The sequence below is a fragment of the Microcoleus sp. B7-D4 genome, assembly GCF_036705125.1.
Taxonomy (GTDB): domain Bacteria; phylum Cyanobacteriota; class Cyanobacteriia; order Cyanobacteriales; family Microcoleaceae; genus Microcoleus.
In genome coordinates, this window is record NZ_JAUBTT010000003.1 from 1 (window position 1) to 19762 (window position 19762).

Annotated in this window: 14 protein-coding genes and 1 pseudogene; 6 read left to right on the plus strand and 9 right to left on the minus strand. The window is 47.4% G+C overall.

Going from position 1 to position 19762, the window contains the following annotated elements; translation table 11 throughout:
- Window positions 1-206 precede the first annotated feature (206 nt).
- The 3 genes from QUB12_RS01475 to QUB12_RS01485 all read right to left on the minus strand — a co-directional run bounded on the left by QUB12_RS01475 (window position 207) and on the right by QUB12_RS01485 (window position 3838).
- Complete coding sequence (locus tag QUB12_RS01475; protein WP_333140274.1) at window positions 207-1367, minus strand: ATP-binding protein; 1161 nt, start codon at window positions 1365-1367, stop codon at window positions 207-209.
- A complete protein-coding gene (locus QUB12_RS01480) occupies window positions 1364-1735 on the minus strand; it encodes a response regulator (protein WP_333305152.1) in 372 nt (123 codons plus the stop codon). The genes QUB12_RS01475 and QUB12_RS01480 overlap by 4 nt, the downstream gene beginning before the upstream one ends.
- Before the next feature lie 639 nt (window positions 1736-2374).
- Window positions 2375-3838 carry an ATPase domain-containing protein gene (locus QUB12_RS01485; RefSeq protein WP_333305154.1) on the minus strand — a complete coding sequence of 488 codons (1464 nt, stop codon included), beginning with the start codon at window positions 3836-3838 and terminating at the stop codon, window positions 2375-2377.
- Between the two features lie 97 nt (window positions 3839-3935).
- Between QUB12_RS01485 and QUB12_RS01490 the strand changes: the two genes are divergently transcribed.
- The 3 genes from QUB12_RS01490 (at window position 3936) to QUB12_RS01500 (ending at window position 7358) form a co-directional block, all read left to right on the plus strand.
- Complete coding sequence (locus tag QUB12_RS01490; RefSeq protein WP_333140281.1) at window positions 3936-5372, plus strand: FAD-binding oxidoreductase; 1437 nt, start codon at window positions 3936-3938, stop codon at window positions 5370-5372.
- A 291-nt stretch (window positions 5373-5663) separates the two neighbouring features.
- Window positions 5664-7073 carry a heterodisulfide reductase-related iron-sulfur binding cluster gene (locus QUB12_RS01495; RefSeq protein WP_333140283.1) on the plus strand — a complete coding sequence of 470 codons (1410 nt, stop codon included), beginning with the start codon at window positions 5664-5666 and terminating at the stop codon, window positions 7071-7073.
- Window positions 7074-7163: 90 nt separating this feature from the next.
- Complete coding sequence (locus QUB12_RS01500; RefSeq protein WP_333140285.1) at window positions 7164-7358, plus strand: hypothetical protein; 195 nt, start codon at window positions 7164-7166, stop codon at window positions 7356-7358.
- A 106-nt stretch (window positions 7359-7464) separates the two neighbouring features.
- On the opposite strand, the gene QUB12_RS01505 is transcribed toward QUB12_RS01500, so the two are convergent.
- Window positions 7465-9708 carry a beta-propeller domain-containing protein gene (locus QUB12_RS01505; protein ID WP_333140427.1) on the minus strand — a complete coding sequence of 748 codons (2244 nt, stop codon included), beginning with the start codon at window positions 9706-9708 and terminating at the stop codon, window positions 7465-7467.
- A 151-nt stretch (window positions 9709-9859) separates the two neighbouring features.
- Window positions 9860-9994, minus strand: a complete 135-nt coding sequence (locus QUB12_RS01510; RefSeq protein ID WP_333305156.1) for a hypothetical protein — start codon at window positions 9992-9994, stop codon at window positions 9860-9862.
- 395 nt (window positions 9995-10389) lie between these two features.
- On the opposite strand from QUB12_RS01510, the gene QUB12_RS01515 reads away from it, so the two are divergent.
- The gene (locus tag QUB12_RS01515; protein WP_333305235.1) at window positions 10390-10914 is read left to right on the plus strand and encodes a phycobiliprotein lyase; all 525 of its coding nucleotides are present in this window, start codon (window positions 10390-10392) and stop codon (window positions 10912-10914) included.
- A gap of 239 nt (window positions 10915-11153) precedes the next feature.
- Window positions 11154-12428, plus strand: a complete 1275-nt coding sequence (gene iscB / locus QUB12_RS01520; protein ID WP_333107803.1) for an RNA-guided endonuclease IscB — start codon at window positions 11154-11156, stop codon at window positions 12426-12428.
- Window positions 12429-12661: 233 nt separating this feature from the next.
- On the opposite strand, the gene QUB12_RS01525 is transcribed toward iscB, so the two are convergent.
- The 4 genes from QUB12_RS01525 to QUB12_RS01540 all read right to left on the minus strand — a co-directional run bounded on the left by QUB12_RS01525 (window position 12662) and on the right by QUB12_RS01540 (window position 18815).
- Window positions 12662-13606, minus strand: coding sequence for a hypothetical protein (locus QUB12_RS01525; RefSeq protein ID WP_333305158.1), 945 nt, complete (start codon window positions 13604-13606; stop codon window positions 12662-12664).
- A gap of 40 nt (window positions 13607-13646) precedes the next feature.
- The gene (locus tag QUB12_RS01530; protein ID WP_333305160.1) at window positions 13647-16175 is read right to left on the minus strand and encodes a DUF3769 domain-containing protein; all 2529 of its coding nucleotides are present in this window, start codon (window positions 16173-16175) and stop codon (window positions 13647-13649) included.
- A gap of 444 nt (window positions 16176-16619) precedes the next feature.
- Entirely contained in the window at window positions 16620-16736 is a 117-nt protein-coding gene (locus tag QUB12_RS01535; RefSeq protein WP_039887172.1) for a photosystem II reaction center protein I, read from the minus strand.
- Between the two features lie 78 nt (window positions 16737-16814).
- Entirely contained in the window at window positions 16815-18815 is a 2001-nt protein-coding gene (locus QUB12_RS01540) for a hypothetical protein (RefSeq protein ID WP_333305162.1), read from the minus strand.
- Between the two features lie 182 nt (window positions 18816-18997).
- On the opposite strand from QUB12_RS01540, the pseudogene QUB12_RS01545 reads away from it, so the two are divergent.
- A pseudogene (locus tag QUB12_RS01545) lies at window positions 18998-19762 on the plus strand (alpha-mannosidase); the annotation flags it as partial.

A 19762-nucleotide genomic window follows, 5' to 3' on the forward strand; every position in this document is an offset into this window, starting at 1 on the left:
AGCATAAGACTATCCCAGGATAGCAGCACCCAAAGAAGCGTCAACCCACCAGAATTTAAGCAATTGTCAATTTTTGACTGGCTTGAATAGATGGAATCCCGCGGTACGGCCGGGGTGGATGTCAATAAGAAAAGCTATACCAAGTAGAGCCTCAGCGGGGCGTCAAATCCATCGATGAATATCCCAATATAATGCCTGCATCTAGTTTAAGGCGTTGCAGGCGAGATTTGCTTTTTTCCTGGTTGTGCGATCGGCAGCGTTACTGTAAATGTACTGCCAATGCCTTCTTCACTGGTCAAAGTAATTTCGCCACCCTGCAAGTCCACACATTTTTTAACAATGCTCAGCCCCAGTCCAGTACCAGGAATGCGACCGACATTTTTAGCCCGGTAAAATGAATCAAACAGCCGTCCTTGGTCTGCTACAGGTATGCCAATTCCTGCATCCTGTACCGAAAAAATAGCCTCGGTTTCAGTAACTTTTAATTCAAAGATGACTTCGGTATTTGGGGGAGAATACTTAATAGCATTGGACAGCAAATTGCCCAGAATGCGCCGGAGCAAGCTTACCTCCAAACACGCCATAGCAGATTGATGGTGATTGACAAAAATCAGCGTCACCCGCTCATTTTCATGTTTCAACTTCAGGCTGCTCTGAAATTCCTCTACCAACTCATTACACAACTTTGCTAAGTCTATCGGTAGCAAGGAAAAACCTGTTTTTCCCGACTCAACACGCCCCAGCAGCAAAACATCATCTAATAACAAATCTATGCCTTTGGCCGCTGCTTGAGTTTTGTCTAGAAGTTCTTGTGTTTTCTCCTCTGTTAATGTTAACTTGTACTTGCTAAGAAGTTGTGTAGTGCCGATGATGAAATTCAAAGGATTGCGAACGTCATGGGCAATCATGTACAGCAAAGATGTTTTCATCTCATTGAGCTCTTGGGCTGTTTGCAGAGTGCGATCGAGTTGGTCGTGAGACAATTTAAGAGTTAAAGACAACTGGCGCGATCGCAGCAAAATCTCCACCCGCGCTTGCAATTCTATCTTCTCGATCGGAGCGATAATCAAATCGTCAATACTTTGCCAAATAAATTGCGTTGCCATCCCTACATCCGAGCGGGATGTAATCAAAAGAAAAGGCAAGCATACCGGGTGTTCTGCCTGTTTTTGGGCGGCAACCCATTGCCAGTGGCGTTTCAGGGAAATACCGTCAATTATCGCCAGGTCAAAAGATTGATTAAATGGTAAAAACTCCTCACTATTTTCTGTTGAGTTTGGCAGCAATACCTCATAATAAACTGCTAGCCATTCTAATAACAAGCGGCGATTTTCTTTCTGTTCGACAAGCAATAAAATTTGACTCACGCACGTTCTCCTAGCAAGCTGTGAACAATGGATAGCAAATCTCTAACTATCAAAGGTTTTACCAACATATTCCGAGCACCGTGGCAGAGGCTTTCGTGCTGAATAGCAGCGCTTTGTTTGGGCGAGAGTATCAGAAAAGGGATTTGGTGATTTCGCAGTTGTTCGCAGCACTCCCAAATCCGGCGATCGAAACCAGAAATATCTACTAAAGCCATCCCGATCCTAGCAGGCTGACTGATAGCTTGTGCAACATCTTCATAGTTATAAGCCGCGATCATCTGGTATCCTTCTTTATTGAGAAATTGTGCTAATAGTTCCAAGTTTCGCTGATTGCGGTCTACGGCTAAAATTATTGAAGTGCCAGTCATTTATCAGCTTCCTGTGAATACGGGTTATACCATTTTAGATTTTAGATTTTAGATTTTAGATTTTACAATGGCGAGTGATACCAATTTAATGTGAAGTTACACATATCTCGATCCCCCTCGCATCCCCCTGGTTGTTGGGGAGTAGGGGTTGACTTTGAGAAGAATCTTGTCCCCCCTTAGTAGGGGCGGTGCGACCCCTACTCCCCGTGCCCGCCCTCTTGGCTAGGGGGGATCGGATTCTATGCAACCTCATAAAAAATTGGGAGTGAGTGATTATATATGGGTTGGGAGGTGGTCTAAAGTTGGATTCTTTTTTTATCTGGTATTAGCTTACTTTTCGGGGAACTATTACATAGGTTTTCAGTTGAGTGAAGTACAGATGATCTGACACAGGACACGGCCGCGTGCCCTGTGCCCCTACTGTATTTCATAGAATTGAAAACTACATTACGATAAAAGTCGAAAAATACACAAATTTACCAATATATTTAAGTTTTCCAGGACTTAGGCTAGTGGTAAGGTGCGCGGTGCGCGCACTACTGCTAGTGGTGAGGTGCGCGACGCGCCCCCTACTCATTAGTAGATTCACGACTGCAAAATTAGCTGCACTTGCCCAGCAACAGCACGACAAGCGCCGATTCAATCTTCATCCGCTTCCCCATCAATCCACACCGGCGCCGAACTCAAAATACCGCGCAGCCCCCGTATCGGTTTGCTGACTTTGATGCCGTAGCGAGTAATCTCGAGTTCTCGCAGAGTTCTCTCGAAATTGCTGACTCGTTTTTTAATTACTCCGATCGCCTTGCGGATTTCTGTCCTATTATGCAGTTGGCGTTCCAGATAGCGTATAAACAGAAGATTATCCGCCAAATAGCTAATTCCGATCTCGGTCAGCCGAAAATCTCCGCTAATGGCTTCTACCTCATTAATCAAGATAACGGTGACTCCCATATTCTTCAGATACTTGCACAAAGCGTGCAAATTGTTCACCAAATCTTGTCCCTGCATCGAAAGCTGATAGCCAGAAATACTGTCAATCATCACAATCCGCGTCTTTTCCTGCTCAACCTCCTGCCGTACCATACAGGCAAACTGATCCGGCGAGTACAGCAAAGGTTCCACAGGTATCACCGAAAGACTTCCTTGCCCCATCATCGCCCCAACCGGAATGTTAACTGATTCGCAGCGCTCCAGCAGAGTAGAACTTGACTCCTCAAAAATGTAAACTACCGATCGCTCCCCCCTTCCTGCAGCTTCCTTCATAAACTGAATCCCCACCGTCGTTTTACCAACGCCGCTAGGCCCGCTAATCACCGTCACAGTCCCCCGTTCCACTCCCCCGTGCAGCAGTTCGTCCATTTCTGGAACCCCAGAAGAAATCGCTTCCGCAACAAAATCCTGTTGAAAGTTGTCCGGAAGCAGTCGCGGAAATACCTCCATACCAGCCTGAGTCAGGCGCAGCGAATGGCGGCCGCTGCGGAAGTTGGACCCTCGCAGCTTGGTAACAGACAGGGTGCGTCCTTCAGGGCGCAGTTCCAAGTAAATTACTCCGTCGCTGATGAATTGCAAATCGTCATCGGGAGCACTTAAAGTGCCTTCTGAGGTGAACACCACCGTCGCCCCCCCTTCCACCAAAAACCGCAGAAAAGACAAAACTTGCTTGCGAAACTGAAACTCATCCGCAGCTAAGTAGCGAAATTGAGTGATCGCGTCCAAAAACACCCGTTGTGGCTTGACAGCTTGGACTCGCTCGATAATCTTTTGTGTAGTCGGTTCTCGCTCCACCTCGGAGGGGGAGAAAATGTCATAAGTCTGAACTTCTGTAAAAAATTCTGAGGATGGGCTCAAATCGAGGAACGCCATCGCTTCAATATCAAAACCGAGAGTTTCGGCATTGGCCCGCAATTGCGCTTCCGGTTCTCCTAAAGTAATAAACAGGGGCGTTTCTCCCAGAGCCACACCTGCTGCCAAAAAGTGAAAGCCCAGTGTAGTCTTGCCAGTACCCGGGCCGCCGCGCACCAGATAAGAGCGTTGAGGAATTAGGCCACCGCCAATCACTTCGTTGAGACCGGTAATTCCCAGAGAAATTCGGTTTTGAGACATTTGTTTCTTCATGTTTTGAATATCGGGCCCGTATTAATATTTAATGGTTTTAGGCAGTGTTTTGATAATTTTTTTTACCGGGCGTCTGATAACCTTCATGAAATCTTTTTCTACCGAAAATTACGTAAGCATACAAGAATTAGAAAGTATTGTCGGGACTGCTGGCATCTGTCGCTGGCAAGATACAGAGCCATTTTGGCAAGAACGGGTAGAAAAAGCAGTTGCCCCCGACACGAAAATAGATTGTACTGTTTACCCCAATACTCAGGAAGAACTGGCGGCTGTCATTGCTTGGGCACAGCAACATGGCTGTGCAGTCTTGCCTTGTGGCAGCGGCAGCAAACTTGATTGGGGCGGTTTAGTTAAATTAGACTCCGAGCCCCCCCGGCCCAGGGCGGGCACGGGGGCACCGCCCCTACAAAGGGGGGAGCAAGATGTTGTCAAAGTGGGTCTTTTTAAGGGGGATTTAAGGGTATCTCCTGATGCAGCGGGGCTTGTGGCTGTCAGCACTTCGCGCCTCAATCGGCTTGTACAACACGCTGTGGGCGATTTAACCGTGACTGCAGAAGCGGGGATGAAGTTTGCGGATTTGCAACAAATTTTAGCTGCGGCAGGTCAATTTTTGCCGATCGATCCAGCATATCCGCAAGAGGCAACTTTGGGCGGCATTGTCGCTACTGCTGATGCGGGTTCCTTGCGGCATCGCTATCGGGGGGTGAGAGATTTGCTATTGGGAATTACCTTTGTGCGATCGGACGGTAAAATTGCCGTAGCCGGAGGTCGAGTTGTTAAAAATGTCGCCGGTTACGACTTGATGAAACTGTTTACTGGTGCTTACGGCACATTGGGCGTCATCAGTCAAGTAACTTTCCGAGTTTATCCGCTGCCTGAATCATCGGGAACCGTAGTGCTGACAGGGGAAATTAATGCTTTGTCCCAAACGGCTCAAATCTTATTATCCTCTGCTTTGACACCAACAGCCGTTGATTTGCTGTCACCTGAATTAGTGGCAAAATTAGGCTTAGGAAAGGGCACGGGATTAATCGTCAGATTTCAAAGTATCGCCCCAAGTGTTAAACAACAATCAGCCCGCTTGCTGGAAGTTGGCGAAAAATTGGGTTTGCAAGGCACTAGCTGCTGCGAAAATGATGAGCATCAGTTATGGCAAAGATTGCCAGAAACAATGTGGGATTCTGGCACAAAGTCGGCAATTATTTGCAAAATAGGAATCAGACCGTCGGAAGCTGTAACGGCAATTAACGAATTGCCGGTACAGGACGCTTTGATTCATGCAGGCAGCGGTTTGGGGGTTTTGCGGTTTGAGACTGCGACTGCAGACACGCTGTTGCAGGTACGCAGAGGGTGCGAAGCAAAAGGCGGTTTTCTGACTGTTTTAGCAGCGCCGACCGACCTCAAGCAACAGTTAGATGTTTGGGGCTATACTGGAAGTGCGATCGATTTAATGCGCCGGATTAAACAGCAGTTTGACCCGGAAAATCTTTTGAGTCCCCGTCGTTTTATAAGCGGTATTTAGTTTAAAGTTTGTAGTAAGGAGTTCAGTTTTTATTGAATCCCGGCCTAAATCATTAGACCTCTGGAATAATTATTGTGGAACCGGCATCCTGCCTGTTCAATACTGGCTTTTTGGGAGATGTCTATTTGTGAATTAGATTTGTTTTTTACGAACCGCGAAGGCGCGAAGAGCGCGAAGGAAGAGAAAAGAAGAGAAGAGAAGAGAAGTTTTTGTTGGCTTGATGGATTTATGCTGGCAATTTTAAAGGACTAAAGTCCTTACTACGAACCAAAACAATTAGGTAATATTATTATGCAAACTTCAGAAAAATCTCAAGTTCCCAGCGACGATTTAAGACCTGCCAAAGAAAGCAATTTTCTAGCACAAAATCCCCACTTAGAAACCCTCGACATCCCAGGTTTCGACGCCAACAATCCGCCAGATCCGAAATTAATCGATACTTGCGTACACTGCGGCTTTTGTTTGTCAACTTGTCCGAGTTATCGCGTACTTGGCAAAGAAATGGATTCCCCCAGAGGCCGCATCTATTTAATGGATGCAATTAACGAAGGCGACGCACCTTTAAACGAAGCAACCTCACAGCATTTCGATACTTGTTTGGGCTGTTTGGCCTGCGTTACAACTTGCCCTTCAGGAGTTCAATACGACAAGCTAATTTCCGCAACTCGCCACCAAGTTACTAGAAATCAGGAACGCACTTTTTCCGACAATGTAATTCGCACTCTGATTTTTAATCTCTTCCCTTACCCTCACAGATTGCGGCCTTTGCTTGTACCCCTGTTTATTTATCAAAAATTAGGACTGCCAAAACTTGTCCGCAAAACAGGTTTGCTGAAAAAAGTATTTCCCCGCTTGGCGGCGATGGAATCAATTTTGCCGAAAGTTACTGTTGATTCTTTCCGGGATAATTTACCAGAGGTAATTCCCGCACAAGGGGAGAAACGCTATCGAGTCGGCGTGATTTTAGGCTGCGTGCAGCGGCTGTTATTTTCGCCAGTTAATGAAGCTACGGTGCGAGTTTTGACGGCTAACGGTTGCGAGGTTGTGGTTCCTAAAAGTCAGGGATGCTGTGCTGCTTTGCCGGAACACCAAGGGCAAGCCCAACAGGCGAAAGCTTTGGCGAGACAAATGATTGATAGCTTTGAAAATACTGGCGTTGATTTTGTGATTATCAACGCTGCTGGGTGCGGCCACACTTTGAAAGAATACGGTCACATTTTAGCAGATGACCCTGAGTATCGGGAGAAAGCTGAGAATTTTGCTGCTAATGTTAAGGACGTGCAAGAGTTTTTGGCAAGTGCGGGAATTACGGCGAAACTTAATCCTTTGATTGACGGAGATTTGACAATTGTTTATCAAGATGCTTGTCATTTGTTGCACGGGCAAAAGATTAGTTTGCAGCCGCGTCAGTTGCTGCAACAAATTCCGGGAGTGAAGTTAAAAGAGCCTATTGATGCGGCTTTGTGCTGCGGGAGTGCGGGGGTTTACAATATGCTTCAGCCGGATGTTGCTGATGAATTAGGAGTGCAAAAGGTGGAGAATTTGCTGAATACTGGGGCGGAGTTGATTGCTTCTTCTAATCCGGGTTGTTCTTTGCAAATTAAGAAGCATTTGGAGTTGCAGGGAAAGGAAGTTACTTTAATGCACCCAATTGAGCTTTTGGATTATTCGATTCGCGGGGTGAATTTGCAGAGAAAGTAGTTTTGTAGGGCGGGTGGTGTCTGCCCTATTTTCGATGCGCTCTTTGGTGAATGAGATTTTTTTTAATGAATTGCAGGAATTCGCTTTGATTTGTCGGGTGAAGAGTTGCAAATTTATCGCCCTGACGGGGAACCTTTTACAAGTTATGAGGAGGTTTCTCGCAGCTTGGAACAAGCCGAACAGCGGGCAGAACAAGCCGAACAGCGGGCAGAACAAGCCGAACAGCGGGCTGCTGTACTGGCAGAAAGACTGCGAGCGATGGGAATTGACCCCGAACAATTGTAAACTAGATTGGGGAAAAGACCGATCGCACTTTTAAATTTTAGCAAAAGTGCGATCGGCATAATGACTAATGACTAATGACTAATGACTAATGACTAATGACTAATGACTATTTCCCCTCTTCTAACCTCAAAAAGTGGACCTGTCCCGAAGCTTCCGCCACTACGATTGTCACCCCATCCGGCGCAATAGCGCAAGCTTTCAAAGCACTATCTCCCGTGAAACTAGCAACTACTTTTCGACTCAACAAATCCCAAACTTTCAGAGTATTGTCATCCGAAACAGAAATCGCTTTATTACCCCTAGTCGCCACGGATGTTATCGTATCGGCATGACCAGCTAGAGTAAAAATTTCCTTTCTACTTGGCAAATTCCACACTTTCAAAGTTGTTTCTCGCCCCCCAGAAATTGCACATTTTCCATCTTCTGTAACTGCCACAGCATTCACCCAACTCTCATGACCTTTGAGAGTGAAAAGTTGATTTTTAACTCCTACATTCCACAAATGAGCAAAAATATTCTTTTCTTTCCCCAAACTCCAAACTTTGAGAGTGTTGTCGCTGGAAGCAGAAATTACCCGATTGTCGTCAGGAGTAACTGCAACAGATTTTATCCCGTCTTCATGACCTGTAAAAGTAAAAAGTTCCTCTCCTGTTTCCAAACTCCAAACTTTTATAGTTTTGTCTGTCGAACCCGAAATCGCCATCGTTCCGTCCGCAGTCACTGCCACAGAATTCACCCAGTCTGTATGACCCGTGAAAGTAAAGATTTCCTTTCCGGTTTCTAGATTCCAAACTTTCACAGTTTTGTCGCCAGAACCCGAAACTACTCGCTTGCTATCCGCTGTTATTGCGATCGCTTTTACCCAATCTTGATGTCCCCGAATTGTAAAAATTTCCTGTCCGTTTTTGAGATTCCATACTTTAAGGCTGTTGTCTCCCGAACCGGAAATCGCTTTAGTACCGTCCGCCGTTACTGCTACAGCATTTACCCAGTCATCGTGACGTGCAAATGATAAATTTTCTTTGCCTATTTCTAAGTGCCAAACTTTGAGAGTTTTGTCAGAGGAACCAGAAACTATCCGCTTGCCGTCAGGGGTAACAGCCACAGCATTAACTGGGGCAATGTGATTGGTAAAAGTGGAAAGTTCTTCTTTTGTTTCGAGATTCCAAACTTTTAGCGTTTTGTCGCCGGAAGCCGAAATTACCCGTTTGCCGTCGGGACTGACTGCTACAGCTTGAACAAAACTGCCGTGTTTTCCTAAAGTGAAAAGTTGCTTTTGTTCGGGCAAACTCCAGACTTGAACAGTTCCGTCGTAACTGCCAGAAATTATTTTTTCGCCGTCGGGAGTAACTGCTACACTTTTTACCCAGTCTTCATGACCCGTAAGAGTAAAAAGTTCTTTTCCGGTTTCTAGGTTCCAGACTTTAATGCTGTTGTCTCCCGACCCAGAAATTAACCGTTTGCTATCAGGAGTTACTGCTACCGACTGGACAAAACTGCTGTGACCTTTGAAGTTGAAAATTACTTCCCTGCTTGTCAAATCCCAAACTTTAATACTGCCATCCCAAGAACCTGAAATTACTCGCTTGCCGTCGAGAGTTACTGCTACTGCTTCTACGGCAAAAGTATCGCCGGCAAAAGTAAATATTTCTTGTCCAGTTTCTAAATCCCAAATTTTAATAGTATTGTCCCAAGAACCGGAAATTACTTTAGTGCCATCGGGCGTGACAGCTACAGCATTGACGTAGGTAAGATGACCTTTGAGGGTGGAAAGTTCTTCTCCTGTTTCTAAGTGCCAAATTTTGAGAGTGTGGTCGGAGGACGCAGAAATTGCCCGCTTGCCGTCGGGGGTGATTGCTACACCTTGTACCCAGTCTGTATGTCCGGTGAGGGTACGCAACAATCTCCCGCCGGGAGGGGTAAAGCTGGGCGTTAGCGGTCGCAGCCAGGGGGTTGTTTGGTGTTTGGCCTGTGCTAGCAGTGCTTGAATTTCTGGACTTTCAAAGCACATCAAGCGGGCTATTAGTTGGGTGGCTAGTTGGGTTTTATCTGTGGCTAGAATGTGGGCAGACAGCCGAATTGCTTCTTGGATTAATTTGAGTTGGTGGGCTTTTTGGTCTGAGGTAATAATATCGGGACTTGTTGCTAAATCGTAATCTTCTATTAGCGCCTGTACTCCCGATGCTGACAGCTTGGATTCAATAAAATTGTAATCTGTTAGTAAGCTGTATAATTTTTCGCAGTCTGAAGTCGCTGCTAGCTGACTTGGCAGGATTCCCAGGTAGTGCGTCTGTTCTGCGGGCTGCATTTTATCCAGCCCTTGTGTAAACTCGGTCATAAATTTACGGATGTGTTTTTTAAATGTATGCGATCGCTAGCTGTACCCTACCGAAAAGCCGATCGAGAATCTTTTCTCTTGACTTAGCATGACATATTTGAATGCTATGTGCTACGGGCTTGCTATCCTCGGTTTGGTGATGGTTCGATGAATTGCTTGTTTTTTAGTCGGAGTCTGCTTGGAGAATTTTCAAGCAGTGCCATGATAATAAATCGCCGCCAATATAATTAAACTCAGCAACGCCCAATTTACCGCTCGATCGACAAAGGCTCACATATATCGTTGCTTTTCTTAACATAGCTGGTATTTGGGCCAGGATGGTCGATCGATAAACACTCTCAAAGCTAAAAATTTTCAGGTATTTAAAGTGCGAAAAAAACTTTTTCTAACGAAATATAATGGCGGATGCTCTAATTTTCTGTCAAGTCGGCCGCATCAGCGAGGCAGATGTCCCCCTGGTTGGGTTTCGTACCTCAACGGCATCTGCAATCTGTTTCACCTAAAGCTCTCAGAAAGCTTTGCAGGTGCGCCCCCTTCCTCTAAAATATAGAAAAGGACTTGCACTCTTAAACCGGGTTTCTAAACAAAATCATGGGTTTGGTCGCTAGTACGCAGGAAGAAACCGGGTTTCTGACTCATAGCGCGCAAGTCACGATCGCAAATAAAGCAGTATTGACTTTAGAGACAAATTTCATGGATGTTATCGAGTTTTTCGAGTTAAGTGCAGGTAAATGGTTTTCTCAGCGTACCGTACACAATCTCAATTCTGGGGAATTGCAGGCAGGTAAATCCGACCTCAAAATAGAAATACTGACAGCTAGCGATGCAGCAGTCGTCAAACTTTGCCAACAACACTCGATTAACCCGGCTTCAACTAAGCTAACTAGCGTTCGGATTAGTTGGGACGGTATTCCCGATCGCGACCAAGCTAAACAAATCGGTTCTACAATACTAGCGATCGTACCAAATCCCGACAATCCAAGCGTTGGCAAAGTGTTGCAAGACAAGGGTAACAGCCGCTACGTGATGGGCGACGACGTGCTGACATTGATTACAGAATCAGACACCCTCCATGCCGAAGAAAGGCTGTGGTATCTCATGCCCAATTTGCGGCTGCGGACTAGCGTTGTTAAGCAAGCTAACGGTACGGAACAAGCATCTTTTTGTTCGGAAATTCGGATGGGAGTAAGTGCCCCAAGTCATGAACCCCATGCCTAAAGGCAGGGGCTTGTAGACTGCCCGACTAACGCAAGCGGGATGCGAGCCACAACATGACCAGCCCAAGACTTTCGAGGTCTACGTTTTCGAGGTCATGATACCTACAAATGCGTCGCTAGTTTGTAGCACTATCGTTGGTTGTTAAACATCTGTAATGGGTTAAGGAAGTGCAGCCAGCAGAACAAGCCTTGAAAACATTGGCGAAGCGAACATTACGAGAAATCAGAGGAGACGCAAAAATGTCTAACTTTGCCTTTGTAATTGATAACAATCTCAAACCTTTATCACCCTGCAAACCAGGAATGGCAAGGTCATTACTGAAAGCAGGCAAGGCAGCGGTATTTCGCCGCTATCCCTTTACAATTGTTTTGAAAAAAGCAGTTGAGACGAATCCTGAACTCTTAGAACTGAAATTAGATCCGGGATCTAAAATTACGGGAATCGCAGTCAAACAGGGCAACAAGATTATCTTCGGAGCCGAACTGCAACACAGGGGGCAGCAAATTAAAGATGCACTTCTCTCTCGCCACCAACTCAGGCGAGGAAGGCGAAATCGCAAAACTCGATATCGTCAAGCGCGGTTTCTCAATCGCACTCGTCCGGATGGTTGGCTAGCTCCATCGGGGCAGCATCGAGTTGAAACAACACTTACATGGGTACGCAAGTTAATTCGATTTGCGCCCATTGCTAGCATTGCTCAAGAGTTAGTGCGGTTCGATACCCAACTAATGCAAAACCCTGAAATCTCAGGCGTATTGTATCAGCAGGGAGAATTGCAGGGTTACGAAGTCCGGCAGTATCTCTTGGACAAATGGAATCGGCAGTGCGCTTATTGCTCGGCTGAAAATGTACCTTTTGAGGTTGAGCACATTCAACCCAAATCAAAAGGTGGCTCGGACAGGGTTTCTAATTTAACGATTGCCTGCCACGATTGCAATCAAAAGAAAGGCAATCAAGATGTTCGGGTATTCCTGGCAGCTAAGCCCGACCTGCTAAATCGTATTCTCAAACAGGCAAAACAGCCTCTTAAAGATGCAGCAGCGGTCAACTCAACCAGGTGGGCATTGTTTAATGCACTTAAAAAGACGGGATTGCCCGTCACTACTGGCACGGGCGGGCAAACTAAGTTCAATCGCCATCGGTTAGGATTAGCTAAATCGCACTGGCTTGATGCTGCGTGTGTGGGCAGCGTTGACACGCTTGAAGTCTTAACATCAAAGCCACTGTTGATCGCAGCAAAAGGTCACGGAACACGACAGATGTGCGGCACAAATCAGTACGGGTTTCCCATGCGGCACAAGTCCAGAGTGCAAATCCATAAAGGGTTTCAGACTGGCGATCTTGTCAGTGCAAACGTTACCGCAGGCAAGAAAATCGGCTCTTACACCGGGCGTGTTTTGTGCCGTGCTTCAGGTAGTTTTGATATCGTAACGAAGGCTGGGAGGGTAGCAGGTGTTAGCCATAAATATTGCAAAGCAATTCACAAAAAAGATGGCTATAGCTATGGATTTTGAAGGAAGAAAGCTTCAGGCGACGGTCGTCGCTGCCACTTTCCTCCCCATGTCTAAAGCCAGGGGCTTCTGGCTCGTTTTCTGGTGAAAAGTGAAAAATAACTATCTATAGCGGTTCTCAAGCGTTGTGAGGTATGGGGGCGAGTCTTATGCCCACGGACGCCACGGAGGCCACGGAGGCCACGGAGGCCGCGAGAGCACCTCATGTTACTGAGAAAGGCTATAGTTCCCAAAGTTTACAGTCTATTTCTGCTTTCTCCCTTCTTTCTTCTGCCTTCTCTGGCAATGGCTTTTAACTTGGTATGAAAATCAGTGTGTTTGACAACTGGGAAGGATTTTGCCACAGGTTTGTCAGCTAATTTTTGCTCGGCTTCGGCTCGATCGGCGAGGGCGGTAATAGCCACATCTTCATATACTACAAATTCTGTATTTTCTTTTGTGCGATCGTCGGCTGCGGGCAATTTTCCTATTCCCGGGGCGTCTGTGTTGGGGACTTCTGCATGAAGCGCCACATCAAGTTGCGCCTCTGACGGCAATCGCAAATCTAACTCGGCGACACCAACTTGCGATTCCTGGTTGGAGAAAAGTATATCCTCCTGCGACATTTGAACACCAATTTCCCCGGTTAAATTTTGAGGAAAATTGTTGCATACCAAGCGTTCAAACTCGCGATTGAAATGATAGAGAGGTTCACCTATCCGGTGCCACATACTCAATAGCTGTCCCACAGAAACAGCCTTGTAGCGGCCTTGATAAAGCGCTTCAACCACTGCTAAACGCAGCCAATAGCCGGGATACTTGGTTAGCCATTCACCCGCCAATTTCTCGGCTTTTTTGCCACCTAGGTCAAAACCGTAGTGAACCAGCAGAGCCGCTGCTTGTGCAGATATTGCGGTCACTTCTGTCATGTGTTGACTGTTTTCTGTTGACTGTTGACTGTTGACTGTTGACTGTTGAGTGTTTTCTGTTGACTGTTGACTGTTTTCTGTTGTCTGTTGACTGTTGACTGTTGACTGTTGACTGTTGAGTGTTTTCTGTTGACTGTTGAGTGTTTTCTGTTGTCTGTTGACTGTTGACTGTTGTCTGTTTTCTGTTGTCTGTTTTCTGTTGTCTGTGGACTGTTTTCTGTTGGCGGTTGACTGTTTTCTGTTGGTTCCAAATTCCCAATGACCAATGCCCAATGCCCCATGCCCAATGCCCCATGCCCAATTCCCAATTGAATTAATCGGATAAACGAACGCCTCCTTCTACAGTTCGCGCGTCCCCGGAAAAAGGTTGGGGAGTCCCATTCCAGTTGAAGTCGCTAATTCTAAAAGTCAGGCTGCCGACTTGACGCTCAGGGTTAAAACGCAAAATGATTGCGTAGCTGCGGCGGCTGTATTCTAAGGTGTAATTCGTACTGATTGTTTCCGCACTTTCTAAATTAATAGCACTTTGAAATCCCACTCGAAAGCCTCCGTAAACTTGCTGGACAAGCCCAAAAGACAGGACTCTCAAATCTACTAAGCGATCGAATAAAAACGGCGAGATACCGTCGCGCCCCACCTGGGTATAAGTCACGTTAAACCCAGTGTAATCGAGGAAAGGGCGGGAGAAATGACCGAACTGTCCTTGAATGCCGACGCTGCCAGCGAGGGAATTTTGTCTGTCGCCACTGCTGTAGTAAGTACCAACTCCCCGGAGTCCCAGGGCCAGTTGCAAGAAAGGAACCACTGGCGTCCGCGTATACCTCAAGCCCTGGGTGGGAGTGCGGGGCAGCGGTTGACCCTCCCACAGGTTAAAGCCGCGGCTCAAGGCGAAGCTAACTTGGGAACGGCCCAGATCGATGCGGTTGTTTTCCCGCACTGGTTCGAGCAAGTCTGGTCGATCGGTGTCAGCATTGATAAATTGATACCCAGCTTGGTAGCTGAGATTGAGGCCGGTGCGTCCGAGTGGGATGACTGGGGAGGTGAGGACTGCTCCGAGGCTGCTCTGCACGGTTTGATAGCCCAGAGAACCGTTAAACAGTCGATCGCGATAACTGTATTCTGCAGCCAGAGAGTGAGTGCCGATCAACTGTCGCAGGCGCAAATTGCCCCGAAAGCTGTTTTCCGGCAAATTCGGGAAATCTTCCAAACTCAGAAATATTGCCGATCCGTCCAGGCTGGTGCGCCGGCCGAGACTAGCGCGTAACCTCGCTTTGAGCCCGTAGCTATCGGGAGAAAACGGATTACCGCCGTGCTTTTCCACCACCCGCTGCAGGTAAATTTGGGGCGTCAGAGTCAGCCGCACCGGCCCGTTTTGCAACACCTCAAAACCGCACTCGGCATACAAACCGCCGCGTTCGCCTCCGTCGTAACCAAAGGTCAAACACGGGCCGTTTTGCTGCCTGCTGTCAAAGACTTGCCTGCGGGGATACACGGGTATTTTCACCCGGTTGTCGAACACCAAGCGGGGTTTAGTTGTGACTAATTCCTCTGCCGTGGGCGAAATCCTTCTAATCGTCGCCCTCCGGGCCCTGTATTCAAATTCCGGCGGGGAAAACGGGTCGTTAGTAAGCCGAATGTTGGTTGCTACCCTCGCGCCGTCTGGCAGCAGTTCGATGCGTTCTGCTTCAAAGCGGATGCGGTTGACGGCACCAGTAACTTGGGGGGCTGCTAGCTGTCCGCCGCCGCCGATAGTCACTGTAGCAGCGCCGGGGGATTTGACTCCGCGTAGGGGCTGCTGGCTGGTAATTCGATCGCTCAGCGGCTGTTCGAGAATCGTCCCAGCACTAATATCTGTCGGCAGTGTGGGCGTCAATTCGCTACCTGCTGCGGGCAGGAATATTTCGCCGCGTGCTTGTTCGACTGCACCGCTGTTGAGGCCGAGATTGAACTCCATCTGCTGGCCGCGCACTACTTGTTGGCCGCGGGTATAGGCGACATTGCCGGATGCTACCACTTGGCGGGTGACTAAGTTGACGATCGCTCGATCGGCATCAATCACAGTTTGCCGGAACCGCACAACGACATTACCAACCGCCGTGACAATTTGCTGCTTATCGTCGAATTCTTGGCTGTCGGCCTTAACTTCGATAGTATCGGCCGGAGTCACCGGAAAAGGCACCGTCCGCCCAGAAGGGGCGGTGCGGACTCCCGGCGCGGCTGGTTTAGGTTTCGGTGTCGGCGCAGGGGGGGTTCTGGGTGCGGGGGCGGTTGCTGGTGCGGGAATCTCGAACTCCTGTTGCCCGCTGGGTGCTGGTTCTAGCGCGGGTTCTGGAACGGGAATCTCCGCAGGTTGGGGAGAGTTATCTTCTAACTGCCGGCCTTGGGCCTGATACCAACTTTCCTGCTTTCCGGCAATATTTCTCTCCTGTTTTCTCTGCGCCTCTGCGGTTCGTTCCCGATTCCGAATGGCAATGGCATTTTCTACCGAACCCAATTGGTAAGCTGTAAACGAGGAATCTTTCGGAGTTTCCGCAGTTTCGGGTTCTTCCACAGGGGTCTGCCCCTGAAATCCCACCACTGCCTCGCCGCTTTCGACTTCCGCTAGGGGGTCGGCGATTTCTGGAGGCTGGTCGGTGGCTGGGGTGGTGCCGAGGAGTGTGGCTGCGGGTTCTGCTGGGGCCGGTGTGGGTTCTGGCTGAACGATATCTGGGCTTGGTTCCGGTATTTCTGCGGGGTGGCTGCGGGTGTCTCCATCGCCGGCCGCCACAGTGAGGGCAACTTTTTTTGGCTTTGCGATGTAGATGATGGCAGAGGGTTCTGGCGGCGGTACCGGATAGGGCATAGTTACAACAGGTAAGTCATCCGATTTTAGATTTTAGATTTTAGATTTTAGATTTTATAGGGTGCAAATTATTGAAAATTTTGCATCTAATAAGGCCATTGTTTAAAAATTAATCTGACATCTAAAATTGGCTGTGGCTTTGGCGCGCCAAAATCTGGCTGCTTTCAGAAGTTGCTTTCGCCACAAGATAACCTCGCTGCTGGTGCGAGGTCAATCGATTTTAGATTTTAGATTTTAGATTTTAGATTGGAAGCATTGACCCCACGGAGCAATTCGGGGGGCAAGTTTCATCGGATACAGGTTTTTTATTTCTCCACGGATGAATCCGGGGGCTTGTATCCTGGATGCTTTCGGTCAAGTTTTGTTCAACTAATTTTTGCGGGTTTGTCGGCTGTTGCAGGGGCTGCGGTGACGCGCCCCTACTCTGCGGTCGAGATAACTTGTTTATTCCATGTCTCTGCGGTTGGGGTTCCGGGCTGGGTCATTGGACAAAAATCCAAATATGAACAGGGAAACAAAAAATAAAACAACTACATTAACTACGATTTTGAGGGTTAGCACTGTGGGAGTCTCCAAAGATGGCATAATACTGAGCTGATTTGCTGCTGTTGCCGCAACTTTTTTATCATAAGCTAAAGATTAGTCAATTTTCTCTTTGCTTTTGAGGATTTTTGGCAAGTTGATTTTTGCCCAATTCCAGAGTTGCTCGGCGATGTTTTCTAACCGCAGCATGACTCGATCGAGCCATTCGAGCACTTGTTCTAGGGGGTGCTTAATGTATCCCATCGATTCTGCTTTTGTTTCTAAGTATTCGCCTTCCGGTTGGACGCCTGCGCTGTGATTTTTTGGTTCGGCTGCGGGGGGGGTTGTGGGGGTTGCGGGGGTGTATCTGCGGGTTGGCGCGGTGATTGCTGCTGGGGATTGGTTGTTTTGTCGGGTGTTCGGGTTTGTGTTTTTTGGCACTTGGGTTTCCGGCGCGCGCCCTGGGGTTGATTCTGCTGCGAGTGCAGGGCTATTTTTTTGAGTAACTGCTAAATCAGATAAATCAGATGCTGTTTGGGGTTGACTTTTTGGGCTTTGTGTCAGCAAGCTCTGTTTTAGCTGCCCGAGCAGGCGGTGAAGTGCTTCGGGGTAAGGGGAGATTGAGACTGCGGTCGATAGACCTTCTGGCAATTCTCCTACTTCTGCAATTTTCTGCTTGACTTTTGGACTAGATTGTGATACCAGAGTTTGAACTACTGCATCGGGTTCGGAACTTCCTTCGATTAAATGCTCCGGTGCAGCTTCCCCGAATAAGTCTTGCCACTTCAGCCACGGTCGATCGACCTCTGGGCTTTTTTGCGTGTTTTTTTCCTCTTGAAGCTGTTGTAAATAATACTTAATTGACAGGGATTTCTCCGTATTATCACTTGCGGCTGTTTCTTTGCCTAGGAGGTGGTCTACTGACGACCAAATAATTCCTTCGATGTTTCGCGCGTATTTTTCCAGGATTTCGCGGGCGGAAAAATCTAAATTGCCGTCTGTGCCGGATGTATTAATTTTTACTCCGGGGATTTCTGTTGGTGCGGCGGTTGTTTTTAGCGCTGGCGGTAGGGTTAATTCCTCGATGTTGACGGCTGCGCGATCGAGTAATGTAACAAAGGATAGAGGATTGCTGACTAGACGATCGAACTTGCTGTTAAAATTAGTTTCTAGTTTTGGGGTATTGTGGTCGATCAAATTCGATGCAGCAATTGACTGCAGTGCGGTTTTTGCTTCGATCTGGGCGCGGGCTTTTTGGACTAGGATGGCATTGCGGTCGATCGATTTTTTAACTGCGAGGATTGATTCTCCAAACTGATTTCTTTTGAGAGCAACCGGACTCGTCTGAAGCCAGGCCATCAATTCCCAAAAACGACGCATCGGCGGCAACTGCGCTTTTTTGGCTGCCGACTCCAAACCGAGATTAAATTTTAATTCTTTTTGGGTAATTTCCCGCCGTTCGGGCCCGCTGTTGGCAATTTCCCAAGTTATGCGACCTTCGAGCATTTCCTGCTGTTCGGGTGTCAAAATATCTAATATCTGATTTTCTCTTCCGACCAATACTAAAGTGCGGGCTGGGATAAAACTGGCAATTCCCTCAACTTTCGGTTGGGGTTTTAATTGAGTTTTAGCAAGCGGGTGTTCTAAGACGGAAGTTGTTTGATGCTTTGCGGTTTGTCCGCTAAAATTGATGGCCGGATGTAAATTGTTAGCAGTATTTCCCTGATTTATTAACAGCGGGAAGCTGGCTAAAGTTTTCGCGGTTTGCGACGAGTTTAGTAAATTTTCGGCGAGGTGCAAAATTTCGGCGATCGAACTTTCCTCGGAAGTTTCGCCCTGATACCAATTTTGTTGCCCATCGGGATTTTCGTCACCGCCAAATTCTTCTTGTAGTTCCGGTAAATCTACTTTTTGACTTGATTCCCGCAACTGTCGGCCCAGCAGTCGGGAACTTTGCACCAGCAAATAAGCTGGATAAAGCAGAATTTGGGTAGCCGTGAGAGTTGCTTCTTTAATTTGACGCCAAGTTCGATCGCAATTGTCAGCGACTTGGCGGGACTGTTTCGATATAAAATTTAATAGTCGGCTTTGGTATGGGCCGTAGTAACCGTTGGACATAAGTTTAATTATTGAATTCAGATTTTTGATTCGCGCCGGAATTGCTGAATATTGCTGTAAAATCAAAGCGAGATCTTAATCGCAGCTTCAAACCCTCTGAAACCTTTATTTCTTCGCGTCCTTTGCGTCGGGGCGGTTCAATCTGATTTTTGATTAATACACAATTCCTATTTTAGCGAAATATGAGCGCTTCTGTGTCACCTGCCAGCAACAATATTTCTGCCACTGTCGAAAAGTTGCGCCGCCTCAGTCAAGTGGAGGTTCAGTCTGGTTGGAGGTACTGCGATTCTGACTCGGCTGTCTCTTCGGTAAATATTTGTAACAGCCCTGTTGCCGAACTTAACGGGAAAGGACATATTGCTTGGCCGTCTGGGAAGCAAGTTTTGTATTTGGGCCAGCAATTTGTAATTCCTGACAATTTGCAGGGCTATCCTGTGGTTGGTTTGCGGTTGCTGCTGGGCTTGACTTGGTGGGCAGAAGATGCTCAAATTTTTGTCAATGGCGAGTTAGCCGGACAGGGAGATTTATTTGATTTTGCCGATCGAGTTTTGTTGAGTGCTTCGGCTAATCCAGGAGAGGAATTTTTAGTAATTTTGCGGTTGGTAAGTCCGGGTCACGATAACGGTGCTTTAGTGCGATCGATTTGTTTGTATGAAGCTGCTGACTCTTCTTGTTTCGATCCGGGTTTTGTGGCTGCCGAATTAGAGATTTTGCAAAATTCGCTTAGTCGAAATTTAGAAATTGAAAATTCCCAATACCTACCCACCGAAATCATAGCAAATCGCCCCAGGTTTGTCAAGGGGGAAATGCTGAAATCTGAGATTGATTTGGCGATGGGTTTGATTGATTGGTCGGCGGTGGGCGATCGCGAAAAGTTCGATCGCTCGCTGTCTGTTTTGCGGCACAATTTACTGGGATATCTTCGAGCTTTTTTGGGGGATTTAGAT